We start from the raw sequence: 14311 nt of genomic DNA on the forward strand, positions 1-14311 counted from the left end.
CGTCGATCGCGGGCGTCGGGGCATCACCGCGGCCGGACGCCGCCATCGCGCGCGGCGAAAGCCGCCACCATCGCTTCGGCGCTGCGCACCGCCGCGCGGCACGCCCTGGTGGTGAACGGGTCGTTGAGCGGGTGCTCGGCGCGGCGGCGCCAGCGTTGGGCCGCGGCGAACGCGGCCCGCGGCGCGTCATGGTGCGCCTCGGGGGCCAGCCCCAGCCGGCTGGGCGCGTCGGTTCCCGAACCGCCGATGATGCGCCGCAGCGACGCCAGCTCTTCGTCGTGAAACGCCGTCGAGCGCGAATGCAGTTGGCTGAGCAGGCGCAGCTCCTCGAAGGCGTGGGTGTCGGCCAGCAACGGGTCGATGTCGGCGAGGATGCGTGGCGTGCCCGCGATTGGGTTCGCCTCCACGAACCGACGCAACGACACCAGCGCAGTGTGTGCCTTGAGCATGTCGGAGCGCTGCGCGAATTGCTGATCGATGACATTGCGCAACGCGACCAGCCCGCTGCGTTCCAGCAGCTCATCGGCGAGCCCGGCCGCGTCGGTGACGCCGGCCTTGAGCACGGCGATCGAGATCCGGATGCCGAACATGCCGAACCGCTCGAGCAGCCGGCTGCGCGTGCCGGCGTCCACCGGCAACGGGATGTCGGGACGGGCGAAGCGGTCCGCGCTGAGCATAGCCTTATGCAGCTCGGCGGCATCGACTCCGGCGAGTTTTTGCAGCGCGACGAACTCCGACTGGCGCAGCGTGCGGGCAGTCAGCGCCAGCAGCCCCGACACCGGCACCACCGCCTGGCAGACGCCCGTCTGGCTCAACTCGCGGGTGAACCTTTTGGCCACGTCTTCGGCCGAGAGCATGGCGTCGAGCCGCCCCGCGCCGATCTCGTCGGCCCGCGACGCCACGCCGATGATGCCCAGCGCCCCGGTCGCCCCGCCAACGAGGTCACCGATCTGTTTGAGCAGCGCGATGTCAGCGGCGTTGAGGGTGCGCAGCAAGAACACCACCGCGTCCACCCGAGGCATCCCGTCCTCGGGCACCAGGAGCCGCAGCGTGCGTGCGGAGACGTCACGCGCCAGCGACGAGGTCCCCGGCGTGTCGATGATCGTGGTGGCGATCAGCTCGTCGGCGGGCCATTGAACGTCGAGGTCAACCACGTCGTCAGGGTTCAGCCTGCTCAGGTCGAAGCCGAGTCCGCCGTCGCGCATGATCGGCACATCAGAACGGCGTCCCGCACGATGGTTGGCAATGACCTTCGGTATCGGGCCGTGCCGAAACCAGGTGACGATCCGGGTCGCCTCGGTGGCATCCGTGGGCGCGACGGTTTCCCCGACCAGTGCGTTGACCAGAGTGGATTTGCCGGCCTTGAGGGTGCCGGCCAGTGCGATGCGCATCGGCTCGTTGAGCCGGGCGGCGATGCGATGCAATTCGTGGAAGACGTCGGGCCGCTCGCGGTAGGCCGGCTCCGCCTGGTAGGCGCGAATGGTTCCGCCCAGGATGGCGCGGACCTGCTCGCTGGTGCTCACACCCGTGTCACCTCGGGTGCGAGCTTGTCGACGTTGTCGGTGACCTGGGTCAGGATGTTCAACTGCCGCTCCAACTCGCGGATTCGGTTATCGCGCTCGGTCTCCTCTAACCGCGCGGCGGCGATGGTCGCTTGCAGCGACTCGTTGAGCGAGCGGGTGGCCTGGTTGGCGATACCGCGGTAGTGGTCCCGCAGCTGACGTTGGATCGTCTTGAGCCGGTCGCGCGACTCCTTGCCGACCACGAAGGACACATCGTCGACGAAACGCCGCAGGTTGGTCTTGGCCTCGTTGCGGGCCCGCAGCAGCCGGTTCTCCTTGTCTTCCTTGTAGGCCATGCGGCCCATCACCAACCCTGCCCCGACCGACAGCGGGTTGAAAAGGCCCAGCCCGGCGACCGAGGACAGCATGCCGACCATCACCATGCCGCCGTAGGAGCCGCGCATGCCCGTCACCACCTTGTGGCCTTTGCCCATGGGTTTGGACTCCAGCCGGGCCAGGGACTTGAGCTGCCCGAAGTCCGCGCCCATGGCTTGCGCGCTGAGCTCGGGCATCGCGACCGCACCCAGCCCCGCCTCGACGAAGACGCGGGCTACTTCCTGGGCGAGGGTTTTCGCGCGCTGGTAGGCCCAGACGAAATTGTCGCCGACGGCGGTGGCGACGGCGTTCTCCACGTCCACCCCGATCTCCGCCCAGTGCCGGGTGGGGTCGCACGAGTCGATCACCCGCTCGGCGTGCTCGGTGATGGCCCGGAAGCGTGCCCGCAGATCGTGGTCCACGTCGCCGGTCAGGTCGGTGATCCCGTCGTTGAGCAGCTGTTGCCACAACGCCGTCTGCTGCAGCGCGTCCTCGGCCTCGCGTTTGCGTTGCTCCAGGTCCTCGGTGAGCCGCCCACCGACGTCGGCGTCGCTGAGCGCGGCCAGCTCAGAGCGCACGGCAAGCGTCAAATGCTCTGCCGCCGAGCGGATTTCATCCAGCACCTGGTCTCGGAGTTGGTCGTTGCGGCGAGCCAGCACGTCCTCGCTGAGGAACTTCACGATGGCCGGGAAGTTCGACTCGTCGTTGAGTTCCTTGTCGTTGAGGGTGATGGCGTGGCTGCGCAACAGCGACGACACCGGAAGCACCGGCATCGGTACCCGGGCGCGCTGCAGGTGTCCGATGTTGGCGTTGACGATCTCGCGCCAATGCGGATACAGGTCGGTCTTGGTGGCCAGCAGCACCCCGACCGGACAGATTTGATGGGCCTGCTGCACGAACCGCATTTCCGGCTCGGTCAATTCCTGGCTGGTGTCGCTGACCATGAGGATCGCGTCGGCATCAGGTAACAGCCCCAGCGTCGCCGACAGGTGCGGCTGGCCGTGACCGCCCACGCCGGGCGTGTCGATGAAGGTGAGCCCCCCTTGCAGCATCGGGCTGGGCGCGCCGACCTCCACCCGGAGCACGTCGCGGCCGGCGGCCTGCGGAGCCTGACGCAGGTCGGTCTGCAGCTCGGCAACCGGGACGTCAGCGGTTTCTGGTTGGCCGTTGGGGCCTGCGAGGACGATCCGCGCCGACGGCGGGTCGCCGTAGGCGACGACCGTGATCAGCACCGTGGCCTCGTCGTCACCGACGCGTGCGACGGGCATGTTGAGCAGCGAGTTGAGCAGCTGGCTTTTGCCCTGCTTGAGCTGGCCGGCGATCACCACCCGGATGTGGGGGTCGGTGATGCGTTCGCGGGCCCACCCGAGCCGCTGGCGGAGGTCGCCGCGGCCGTTGAGGTCGGCGATCGTGCTGGTGTGATCGATCAGTTCGACGATCACGTTGACCCGGCGCGGGTCATCGGGCTGAGTCACCGGGTCGCCCTACTTTCTGCGTTGAACTCCGAACACCGTATGCCCACCAACCGGCGGGAACCCCGTAAGGTCCCCGCCGGTTCGCGGCAATGCCTCCGATCAAAACCCGGTGTGCGGGTCCACCGGGTGGTGCGTCATCGGGTCGCTTTGGGCCGGCGTGTGCGAAGCCGCCGGGTCGTAGCTGCTGTGGTCGAACACCGAGTGACTCGAGGCGTCAGCGGCCGACTGTCCCGACGCGTCGAACGCCGTGTGGCCGGACGGGTCCCCGACCGTCGACGTGCCCTGCAGGGCCGAGTGTGCGCCGACCGAGGCCGCGCTTTGGCCGGCGGCCGCCGCGTTCGGATCCGCGTGCGCGGGGGTGCTGGGACTCTGAATGACAGAGGAGCCGCCGCCCGCGACCGCCGCGTGGCCAGCGGCCGTGGCGGCAGAGCTGCTGTCGTGTATGACGCCACTTTGGTCTGCGGAGACGTGGCCGGTACTACCGCCGGCCGTCGTACCGCTGCCCAACGTAGCGCCCTCGTGGCTGAGAATGCTGCCCTGCGCGTTACCGCCGGCGCCGACCGCTGCGCCACCACCGGCACCGACCTGAGTTGCCGTACCGCTTTCGGTGGAGGGAGCCGTCGGGGCATGGCCACCGAGCGCGGCGCTTTCGCTGTTGAGGATGCTGCCGTGCGCGCCGGCTTGGCCGCCCGCGGCGACTCCGCCTTGGCCGCCCGCCGCGACTCCGCCTTGCGCGCCGGTCAGCTGGGTGCCACCGCCGAGCGCTGCGCTTTCATTGCCCAGGAAGCTGGCGTGACCGCCGGCGTTGGCTGCGAGCGCCGCGTTTCCCGCAGCGCTGGCTTGGGCGCCCAGGCCGACATTGCCTAACGAGCTGGCTGCCGCCTGAGCGCCGGCGGCACCGCCCACGGCGGTAGTGCCGCTGACGCCGCCGACAGCGGAGCCGCCACCCGTGCCGAACGCGCCCCCGCCTGTGCCGAGGGTCGCGCCCCCGGCGGCGCCGGCCTGGCCGCCTACGCTGACGCCGCCCGACGAGCCGCCGAGTTGAGCTCCGCCGCCCACCTGGCCGCCGGCCTGGCTGCCGAAGCCGCCGCCGGCCTGACCGCTGAAGCCGCCGCCGGCCTGACCGCTGAAGCCGCCGCCAACGCGGCCGCCGAAGCCACCGCCAGCTTCACCCTCGGCGCTCGCCTGACCACCAGCTCCGACCTGACCGCGACCTCCGGCCTGGCCGCCAGCTCCACCCTGGCCGCCAAAGCCACCTCCGGCACGCCCACCTGCGTCGCCGCGGCTACCGCCAGCGATCTGGCCGCCGCCCCCTAGGCCGCCACCAGCCTGGCCGTCGACGCGGCCTTGCCATCCGGCGTCACCACCGACACCAAAGCCACCGCCGGCTTGGCCGCCGGCTTGGCCGCCGAAGCCGCCGCCGAGGCCCGCGCCGGCGTCACCACTGAGACCTCCACCGGCTTGGCCGCCAAATCCGCCTTGCCATCCGGCGTCGCCACCGACACCGAAGCCACCACCGGCCTCACCGCCGGCTTGGCCGCCGAAGCCGCCGCCGAGGCCCGCGCCGGCGTCACCACTGAGACCGAACCCTCCACCGGCTTCACCGCCGGCTTGGCCGCCAAATCCGCCTTGCCATCCGGCGTCACCACCGAGACCGAACCCTCCACCGGCTTCGCCGCCGGCTTGGCCGCCGAAGTCGCCGCCAAGGCCCGCGCCCGCGTCACCACCGACACCGAAGCCACCGCCGGCTTGGCCGCCGAAGCCGCCGCTAAGGCCCGCGCCCGCGTCGCCACCGACACCGAACCCACCGCCGGCTTGGCCAGCGAGGCCACCGCCGAGGCCCGCGCCCGCGTCGCCACCGAGACCGAACCCTCCACCGGCTTCACCGCCGGCTTGGCCGCCAAATCCGCCCCCGATGCCCGCGCCCGCGTCGCCACCGACACCGAAGCCACCGCCGGCCTCGCCGCCCAAGCCACCACCGACACCAAAGCCACCGCCGGCCTCACCGCCAAAACCGCCACCGACGCCGTAGCCGACCTGAGCGTCCAGCCCCACGGCATCGGACAACCCCGCGCCGCCACCCAAGCCGGCACCGACGTCGGCGCCAAGCCCAGCAGCAGCCTCACCGCCAGCCGCCGCAGAAACGTTTGAAGCCGCCGCGAGACCGAACTGACTGGCCACCGCTTGCTGCAGACCAACGATGGGGTCGCCGCCGCCTAGTTCCAGCCCCGGCGCCGCGCTGGCCGCCGCGGAGGAGACCTGGGCGGGGGACACGTCAGCAAACCCGGCGTCATTCAGCGCCTGCTGCGGAGAGGCAGCGAAAGCCCTTGCCGCGTCTTCGCTGCGGAACAGGTCAAGGATGTAGTCGATCAGAGAGCTCACGTCAGTGCCTTTCGATGTGTGACTCGTTTGAGCCGTTGCCGGTGCTACGCCGACGTTCCGACACTCAAGCTAGGCGCTTGGTTCCAGGCCGGTAACGGGGCCGAATCCCCCAGTCGTTTGCGCCCTTGCCGGGATCACTCAGCCCATGCCGTTAGGGGATTAGGGGGGTGGTTAGGGACAAGGTGGAGCTTGGTCGGATAACCCCCATCGACAGCATTTCCCCACTTCAGGACCATAACGGCCGACAATTGCGGTCGTCGCCCAAGTCGATAACGAATCGAAATCACCCGAAGTGTGGGTCGAATCCGAATCCGTGATGATCATTGTCGGCGGTGTGGCTGTCGGCGACGGAGTGATCCCATACTCCCTGGCCGTCTATCCCGAATCCGCCGTCGTGGACTAACTGATCAGGCATTTCGTCGGGCGCAGCGATCGTCGCCGATGGATCATGCAGCTCGACTGGCGCTGGATGCGGATCTGTCCCGGCCCCGGGCGCTTCGCCGCCGACAGCGGGCGGGTGATCGATGACGTGGCCGGTCAGGCCGTGCCCCTCGGCTGGCCCCGAATCTTGGACCGGCGCATGCGCCGGGAACGCGTCGAACGCGGCCGTGGCCGCACCGCTCGCCCACACATTGCCGTGCTCGGTGGCGCCGCCGGTACCGCCTGTACCGGCGGGAGTGGACATCGATAGCGAATCCGACACCATCGGGATCAAATGATTCACATCGGCGCTGGTGACGCCCATTAGGTGAGCCTCGGCAATCGCTTGCGCGGGATCTGCCGCATAGCGCGCGGCGGCTTGCGGGTCGCGTACGAGTGACATCACAAAGTCAAGCAATGCATTTGCCATGACACGCCTCCAGCGTGTGCTCCGTCACCGTCAACTTCTGCCCACCACCAACACCCACCCGTTTCCCGGAATGCTAGCCGCCGAAGGCGCCGCCGTGATCGGTGTGCGCCCACCCCGCCCGAGCGCTGCGTTAGGGGATGCCCTGTTAGGGGATCACGGAGCCTACGGGGATTATCATGACCGGCACGGCGGGGGAGCGCTAGCCTAGGCAGCGGCCGCCGGCGCCAGTCACCCGAATCGACACAGGGACGTGCACTATGGGCAACTCGATCGGGTTGGGGGTCGGGTCGCATGCCTGGGGGCCGGACGCCGACGGCCCGGCGCGCATTGGCCACTGGCCACCCGAGAACCAGCCGCTCGACCCGGCCACGAGCGCGTGGCTGCGCCCCGATCACTTATCGCCCACCCGCGCCACACCCAGGTAGCCCCCAACATGGCCACTCCGGACATCACGGCCTCCGCCGAGGTCTCACCCGACGCGCGTCGCATCATCAATGCGCTGGCGGACGGCGCGCCAACCTCGGTCAAGGTTCTGGTCAGCGGGGGGATCGGCACCGGGAAGACCACCGTCCTCGCCGCCGTTCGGGACGCCTTGCGCGGTGCGGGGATGACGGTGCTGACGCGCCCCCCACGCGACGGGGACCGACCCGACGCGGCGGTGGTCGTCGATGACGCGCAACTGTTGACCGACGCCGAGCTGCTGGCGCTCGTTGAGCGCATCGCTGACCCCGCGGCGACGGTCGTGGTAGCCGCCGAACCGTGCGAGCAGCACACCACGCTGCGGACGCTGGCCGCAGCCCTCGAACGGGAGGGCCCGCGCCTATCGTTGGGTCCACTGACGGTCGCCGACCACCTTGTGGACAGCACCGCGGGGCTGCCGTTTTTGGTGCGAGCGGTGACCGAGACCGCGCAGGAGCCGTTGCAGGCGGCCAAGTTTGCGTTGATCGACCGGCTGCGCCGCCTCGACGAGTCGACGTTGGACACACTGCTCATCGCGTCGTTGAGCCCCGGTTTGGGCGCCGCCGATGTTGCTGCGGCACTGGATATCTCGACCACCGAAGGGCTGCTGCTTATCGACCGGGCGCGCGCCAGCGGGCTGATCGAGCCATCCCACAGCCCGGGCTTCATCCGGTCGGTGCACGACGCGGTTGCCCAGCTCGTCGGCAACGCGCATCACCACCAAGTCGAGATAGCAATTTTGCGTTCCCAGCTCGCCATGTCCACGTTGACATCGGACCTCGCGCTGCGCCTCGCCGAACACGGACTGCGAGACGTTGATCTGGCGGGCTTCCTGCGCCGCGCGGCGACCGAGGCACGCGAGTCCGGCCGGGCCGCGCGGCTGTACCGGGCGGCGGTCGGCGCCGGCGCCGAAGGGCTGTCGTGCCGGCTGGCCGACGCGCTGGCCCTGACCGGAGACTCCGCGGGGGCCGCGGCCTTGGCCGATGACCTGCTGCGTTCGGCCGATGTTGCCGAACGCGCCGCTGCGGTGCGGGTGGCGGCCAGCGTCGCCGCCCACGACGGTCATGCGGGGCAGGCGGCCGAGTTGTTCGGCTGGCTGGGGCCTTACCCGGACGCGGTGGTCAGCGCCGCCGGCGCGATCACACTGGCCGCGACGGGAGACCTCACGGCGGCGCGGGCGGGACTGCGGGTCGCGGGACAGGGGCCGCCCACGGCTGCCGCCCGCGCCGCCCGCGGCCTCGCCGAAGGCCTGCTGATGAGTATGGAAGAGCCGTACGCGGTCGCGGTGGCGAAGCTTGGCCAGGCGATCGCCGTGGGCGGATCGATGGGTGAAGTCATCCCCGATAGCCCGGCCGCCTTGGTCACGCTGGCCGCGCTGCACGGCGGCGATCCGGTGCGGGCGCGCAGCATCATCGGTCGCGCGGTGCGCAGCGGCGGTGACACGCTCTTCGAGCGTCGGCACCGGCTACTGCTCGGCTGGACGAAGATGTGCGACGGCCAGCTCGCCGCGGCCGGCGCCGACGCCGACGCCGCTTGCTCGGGTGCGGCCGCCGACCTGCATCGGCGCGACGCGCTGTGGGCGGCGACGCTACGCACCGCGATCGCGCGTCGCAATGGCGACACCGGCGCGCTGCAGAAGCATTGGTATGCGGCGATGGAGGTGCTCGCCGAGTACTCCATCGACTTGTTCACCCTGCTGCCGTTGGGCGAATTGTGGGTCGCCGCGGCAAGGATGCGTCAGGTGGCGCGGCTGCGCCACACCCTTGATCTGGCATTCGGATTGTTGGACTCGCTGGGCAACCCGGTCTTGTGGTCGGTGCCGCTGCACTGGGCGGGGGTGCACGCCGGAATCTTGACCGGTTCACCGGAATCCGTGGCCCCGCACGGGCGGGCCCTGACCGCGGCTGCCTCCCAGAGCGCCTTCGCCCAAGCGCTCGCGGGTGCCGGTCGTACCTGGCTGCGGGTGCTTGCCGACCAGGTCGACGCCGACGAGGTGACCATGGCCGCCCGCTCCCTGGCCCAGTTCGGGTTGACCTGGGATGCGACCCGCCTTGCCGGTCAAGCCGCGCTGCAGACGCCGGATGCCCGAGTATCGGGCGACATGTTGCAGGTCGCCCGTGATCTCAAGCTGGTCGCCGCGGTGGAGGAGACACCCGATGACGAGCCCGGGTCTGACGCCCCGAAAGCGGCCCGCCAGCCGCCGTCGGCGTCGCCGTTATCCGCGCGGGAGCGCGAAGTCGCCGAGCTGCTCCTCCTGGGCTTGCCGTACCGCGACATCGGCCGTCAGCTGTTCATCTCGGCCAAGACCGTCGAGCACCATGTGGCGCGGATCCGTCGCCGGCTCGGCGCCGGCTCTCGTTCCGAGATGTTGTCGATGCTGCGCGCAATATTGGCTTCGTAGCACTGCATTGCCGGTGCCGAGTGCGCTCGCCGCCCCGGCACAGAAGCCGAGCCATGGCAGCAATGTCGTCGTGCTGTGTAGCTAGAAAGACGTCAACGAAAATCCTTTGGTCTGAATATCAATATTGCTGCTAGTCTCTGCAGCTAGACGAAAGGATGTTGGCATGCTGCCACTCAAGACAACGATGGATGATATTGATATCCTAACAACCTACCTCAAGAGTCAGGTCGGCTGGACAACGGTGGAGCGGCTGAGGACGGCTATTGATACCAAACACGCCGACAACAGGAAGCTGGAGGCGGCTCGCTACATCGGTCTGGTGGAACGCGACGGCGAGAATATTCGCCTGTCATCCCGAGGTCGCGAGTACGCGGGTGCTGCTGAGGGGTCTGACCGTGAAATAGTGCTGCTCAAGGCAATTCAGGGTACTCCGCTGTACTCGGAGACGGTTCAGTGGCTGCATTGGACGAAAAGATACGAGCCCAACAAGCCGGACATCGGCAACTACTGGCACGACAAGCATCCGGACAAGCTGGAAGGGGCGAAGAACACTGCTCTAACCGACGCCGCCGTCTTCTTCTTGCGGCTAGCGGGAGCGGCTGGCCTTGGTCAGTTCATCCCTGCGGGGAATCGGCGTCCCGAGACGCTGTTGCGTGCCGACCCTGCAAAACTGGCAGCCTACGTCGAGGCAATCTCCCAAGGCTCGGTGGCTGACGAGGGGTCGGGGTCGGAGTCCGTTCCTGATCAGGAAGCCCCTGCTGCGGTGGGCTCCACCGGCCAGCGAGGCCAGACATCTCCGCAACCGCCTCCGCCACCGGCCGTGAAGGTGCAGACGAGTCCCGCCGTGCACGTGAACATAGAGATTCACATCGCCGCTGACGCTACGGCCGCGACAGTGGAGGAGATCTTCAAGAACATGCGAAAGTACGTCCTGAACAACTCGGCGACGGAAGATGGTGAGTAGCCCAACGTCGCCGCCGGCATGGCTCGCAAGTCTGCGAAAGTTTCAGGAAGCCCATGCGATCCCGGTCGAGGACTCATCGAAAGAAGCCCCAGCTGCGGCTCTCTCGTCGCTGCGGGATGCAGCGAAGCAGGCGCCAGCGGAGTACGCGGACTACCTCGCCGAGGCGGTCGAGTGCTACGAAAGGCACCTGTATCGCGCCGCAATCTTGATGGTGTGGGCGGCCACGATCGAGCACATGTACGGCGTTGTCGCGGCGTACAGGGGTGGAATTAAGAAGATCCAGGCAGCGAATTTCGCGCGTTATGGATCCCACGGCAAGTATCGGGAAGTCAAGAAGAAAGGAGATCTCTTGTACCTCAGCGAGGATCAGTTCATCCAGCTTGCGGAAGATGCGGGGCTGATCAACAGGAATGCGCGCCGAACGCTCGTGGATCGGCTGACGCTTCGCAACCAGTGCGGTCATCCGACGCAGTACCGGCCAGGACGCGAGGAGACGGTGATCTTCGTCGAAAGCCTCGTCAACAACATCCTCAGCGGGTCCTGGCTCACGTGGAAGTAAAGGGCTCTCCCTAGCTCAATGATTGGGGGCCCGCCCTTCGGGGCCAGCGCCGCGGAGGGCGCTTGAATGGGAAGTGCTGACCCGACGCAGTGATAATTGCTGCTGCGTTCGTCGGGTGCGCTTTCGCAACCCAACCGCAGTAGACAAGCCAAGCGATACGCGAAGACAACGCAAGCAGGGCGAAGATGAGGATGTACAAAAACACGGCAGCCTCCATAGCTGTCGCTCGGCGTCCCGGCCCCGCCGAGTTCGGCTACTGGAGAACTACTTAACGTTCGGTTGTGGGCTAAACCGCACTACCGCCGGGTCGTGCTTCGCCCGTGCACTTTGCTCCGTCATTCGCGCCTTGGTTCAGCGCCCCTTGACCTTGTCTGCACTTTGCACCGGCTCCTCCATACTTCAGAGCGAGCCTGCCAACAAGCTACCACAAACATGCGCCGACTCGACGCAACTCCTGCACGCGGTGCACGGGACGGATACGGGACCGACCGCCTCGGGGGGCGGCGGCCACCAGACGGGAACATCCTGGTCAAATGTGGAGCCGATGACGGGAATCGAACCCGCGTATTCAGCTTGGGAAGCTGATGTTCTGCCATTGAACTACATCGGCGGTGTCGGCATCGAAGACTAGCATCGAACAGCGGATCCGTCGGGCGAGTGGTGCGGCCGAACGCCAACGGCCCAGCGCCGGTCCGGCAGGGGGGCAAATGCACGCCGGCGAGGAATGGCTGACCACGGGCAAATTCCCGAACCGATGTTTATTCTTTCGTGATCTTGTCGTAATGTGCCTGGGGTGGGTCGGCACAGATTAGCCAAGAAGCGGCGCAAATCGCCGCTGCTCCTGGCAGCGGCGCTGGCCCCCGCGGCGGCGTTCTTCGCGGCGGCCGGTGATGCCGGCCCATTCGTCCCCCGGCACGACCCCATACCCGTTATCGGCGACGGTGCGCCGTGCTGCCCGGAAATCTTCGCGGCAAAACCGGTGGCGATTGTGCTCGCGTCGGACGTGTCCCGCGGCGAAGGCGCGGCTGAGCCCGTCGCCGCGTCGAGATACCACACCAGGTCGCGGTTCTTGCCCGCCGGGCTCGCACCGGAGCAGGGCCTGCAGGTCAGGACGATCCAGGTCTCCCGCAGCATCAGCGCCAAATTCCCGCAGATCCACGAGATCGGCGGGGTGCGGCCGGATCCGCTGCCCTGGCATCCCCTCGGTCTGGCGCTCGACGTGATGATCCCGAACCCGCAGAGCGCCGACGGCATCGCCCTGGGCGACGAGATCGTCGCCTACGTGATGAGGAACGCGCGTCGCTTCGGGATCCAGGACGCGATCTGGCGCGGTGTCTACTACACGCCGGGCGGGGCGCAACCGAGCCGGCTCGGCCACTACGACCACGTCCACGTCACGACCACCGGCGGCGGATATCCCAAGGGTGGGGAGATGTATCTCGCCGACTGACCGCTCCGCGGTGAGCAGCGGTTAGGCTCGTCGCGTGCTGCTCTCCGATCGCGACCTCAGGGCCGAAATCACCGCCGGCCGGTTGGGCATCGACCCCTACGACGACGCCTTGGTGCAGCCGTCCAGCATCGACGTCCGCCTGGACTGCATGTTCCGGGTGTTCAACAACACCCGCTACACCCACATCGACCCGGCCAAGCAGCAGGACGAGCTCACGACGCTGGTCGAACCCGTCGACGGCGAGCCGTTCGTCCTGCACCCGGGGGAGTTCGTGCTGGGCTCCACGCTCGAGCTGTTCACCCTGCCCGAGGACCTCGCGGGGCGGCTGGAGGGCAAGTCCTCGCTGGGCCGGCTCGGGCTGCTCACGCACTCGACCGCCGGGTTCATCGACCCCGGCTTCAGCGGCCACATCACGCTGGAGCTGTCCAACGTCGCGAACCTGCCGATCACCCTGTGGCCGGGCATGAAGATCGGCCAACTCTGCATCCTGCGGTTGACCAGTCCGGCCGAACATCCTTACGGCAGTTCGCAAGTAGGTTCGAAGTACCAGGGCCAGCGGGGACCGACGCCGTCGCGCTCCTATCAGAACTTCATAAGGTCTACATAGGTTCTGCGGGGGGCCTCCGCCCCGGTTCTGCGCGATACTTAGTTAGCCATGGTTTTTTCCTCCGCCTAGCCGTGGTTCGTCTCGCAATACCTTTGGAGGGGTTTGTCTTGGATATCGTGCTCGGGGTGTCGATGGCACCGGCATCGATCCAAATGGTGGTCCTGGAAGGCGAATACGCAGACGGTGCCACGGTGGAAGAGGACGTGTTCGACGTCGCGGCCGCCGACGAGGCGGCCACCGCGAGCGCGCCCGACCAGGTGCTCGCCGCCATCCTGGGCACCCGCGAGGGTGCGGCCGACGCCGGGCTGGAGGTGTCGTCCATCGGTGTGACGTGGACCGACCAGCTCGAGGCGGCGGCGTTGCGCGACGTGCTGGCCGCCCACCGGGTCGAGAACGTCATGCTGGTGTCGGCCTTCCTCGCCGCGACGGCGTTGGCCCAAAATGTCGGCGGCGCAATGGGTTACGAGCGAACCGCGGTGATGTTCGTCGAGTCCGACACCGCGACGCTGGCGGTGGTCGAAACCTCCGACGGATCCATTCCCGACGTCTACAAGCAACCGCTCTACGCCGAGTCCTACGACCAGGCCGCCGCGCAACTCGCCGGCATGATCGCGGGGCTGGAGAAGCTGGAGGCGGCGCCGGACGGCGTGCTGGTGGTGGGCTCGGGCGTCGACATTGCCCCGCTGCAGCCGGCCCTGCAGACGGCAACCTCGCTCACGGTGAGCGTGCCCGAGGAGCCGGAGACGGCGCTGGCCCGCGGCGCCGCCCTGGCGTCGGCCAATGCGCCGCTGTTCGCCTCGTCGACCGCCGCGCTGGCCTACGCCCAGGATCCGGGCACCGGCGCCGTCGACCAGCACTCGCTGCCCGAATACCTTTACGTGCCCTTCGGACCGGAGGCGGGCGACGACGAGCTCGCCTACAGTGCGGTGCCCGACGAGGACTCCGACTCGCCGACCGTCGTGATCGAAAAGCTCTTCATGCCCGAGGAGAGCCAACCGCGGCGCAGGCCGGCGCTGCTGATCGGCAGCGGGTTGGCGGTCGCCGGCATCAGCGCTGTGCTGGCGCTCGAGATCGCGCTGGCGATCGGCATCCGCACCACCGGCACCATCGCCTTGCAGCCCACTCCCGGTCAGCACCTCATCGTTCCGACGCAGGAGCCGCCGGCGCCCGCACCCGTCGAGGCGTCGGCCCCGGCGCAGCGGATCAATCCGCCGGTGCCGATGGCGGCGCCCATCCCGATGGGTCCGCCGGTGGCCGCGCCGCTGCCTGCGCCCCTGCCCGCCGCGC

The 14311-nt window shown here is 68.5% G+C and carries 11 protein-coding genes, 1 tRNA gene and 2 pseudogenes; 8 read left to right on the top strand and 6 right to left on the bottom strand.

Going from position 1 to position 14311, the window contains the following annotated elements; translation table 11 throughout:
• Positions 1-23: 23 nt before the first annotated feature.
• The 3 genes from A5713_RS26115 to A5713_RS29395 form a co-directional block, all read right to left on the bottom strand.
• The gene (locus A5713_RS26115; RefSeq protein WP_068099139.1) at positions 24-1523 is read right to left on the bottom strand and encodes a dynamin-like GTPase family protein; all 1500 of its coding nucleotides are present in this window, start codon (positions 1521-1523) and stop codon (positions 24-26) included.
• Positions 1520-3352, bottom strand: a complete 1833-nt coding sequence (locus tag A5713_RS26120) for a dynamin family protein (RefSeq protein WP_068099140.1) — start codon at positions 3350-3352, stop codon at positions 1520-1522. The genes A5713_RS26115 and A5713_RS26120 overlap by 4 nt, the downstream gene beginning before the upstream one ends.
• A gap of 99 nt (positions 3353-3451) precedes the next feature.
• Positions 3452-4411, bottom strand: a complete 960-nt coding sequence (locus tag A5713_RS29395; RefSeq protein ID WP_156764442.1) for a hypothetical protein — start codon at positions 4409-4411, stop codon at positions 3452-3454.
• Between A5713_RS29395 and A5713_RS29400 the strand changes: the two genes are divergently transcribed.
• Together A5713_RS29400 and A5713_RS29405 are read left to right on the top strand one after the other, a co-directional pair.
• The gene (locus tag A5713_RS29400) at positions 4394-4669 is read left to right on the top strand and encodes a hypothetical protein (protein WP_231980700.1); all 276 of its coding nucleotides are present in this window, start codon (positions 4394-4396) and stop codon (positions 4667-4669) included. The genes A5713_RS29395 and A5713_RS29400 overlap by 18 nt on opposite strands.
• Before the next feature lie 30 nt (positions 4670-4699).
• Positions 4700-5503, top strand: coding sequence for a hypothetical protein (locus A5713_RS29405; RefSeq protein WP_231980702.1), 804 nt, complete (start codon positions 4700-4702; stop codon positions 5501-5503).
• 90 nt (positions 5504-5593) lie between these two features.
• Here A5713_RS29405 and A5713_RS29410 read toward each other — a convergent pair.
• Positions 5594-5734, bottom strand: a pseudogene (locus A5713_RS29410) (IniB N-terminal domain-containing protein); the annotation flags it as partial.
• Between the two features lie 283 nt (positions 5735-6017).
• Positions 6018-6584: an IniB N-terminal domain-containing protein gene (locus A5713_RS26130; protein WP_068099142.1), complete on the bottom strand. Its 567-nt coding sequence runs from the start codon at positions 6582-6584 to the stop codon at positions 6018-6020.
• A gap of 433 nt (positions 6585-7017) precedes the next feature.
• Here A5713_RS26130 and iniR point away from each other — a divergent pair, with 433 nt between their 5' ends.
• From iniR to A5713_RS26145, 3 genes are all read left to right on the top strand, one after another.
• A complete protein-coding gene (gene iniR, locus A5713_RS26135) occupies positions 7018-9444 on the top strand; it encodes an isoniazid response ATPase/transcriptional regulator IniR (RefSeq protein ID WP_068099143.1) in 2427 nt (808 codons plus the stop codon).
• Positions 9445-9607: 163 nt separating this feature from the next.
• Positions 9608-10408, top strand: a complete 801-nt coding sequence (locus A5713_RS26140) for a hypothetical protein (RefSeq protein ID WP_068099144.1) — start codon at positions 9608-9610, stop codon at positions 10406-10408.
• On the top strand, positions 10401-10967 hold the full coding sequence (locus A5713_RS26145; RefSeq protein ID WP_197516483.1) for a hypothetical protein: 567 nt from the start codon (positions 10401-10403) through the stop codon (positions 10965-10967). Before A5713_RS26140 ends, A5713_RS26145 begins: the two co-directional genes overlap by 8 nt.
• A gap of 536 nt (positions 10968-11503) precedes the next feature.
• On the opposite strand, the gene A5713_RS26150 is transcribed toward A5713_RS26145, so the two are convergent.
• Positions 11504-11577 (bottom strand) — tRNA-Gly (locus A5713_RS26150).
• 183 nt (positions 11578-11760) lie between these two features.
• Here A5713_RS26150 and A5713_RS26155 point away from each other — a divergent pair.
• The 3 genes and pseudogenes from A5713_RS26155 to A5713_RS26165 all read left to right on the top strand — a co-directional run.
• Entirely contained in the window at positions 11761-12417 is a 657-nt protein-coding gene (locus A5713_RS26155) for a hypothetical protein (protein WP_197509243.1), read from the top strand.
• A gap of 34 nt (positions 12418-12451) precedes the next feature.
• Positions 12452-13024 carry a dCTP deaminase gene (gene dcd, locus A5713_RS26160; RefSeq protein WP_067749071.1) on the top strand — a complete coding sequence of 191 codons (573 nt, stop codon included), beginning with the start codon at positions 12452-12454 and terminating at the stop codon, positions 13022-13024.
• 131 nt (positions 13025-13155) lie between these two features.
• A pseudogene (locus A5713_RS26165) lies at positions 13156-14311 on the top strand (hypothetical protein); the annotation flags it as partial.

The sequence above is a fragment of the Mycobacterium sp. E2497 genome (assembly GCF_001668695.1).
Classification (GTDB): domain Bacteria; phylum Actinomycetota; class Actinomycetes; order Mycobacteriales; family Mycobacteriaceae; genus Mycobacterium.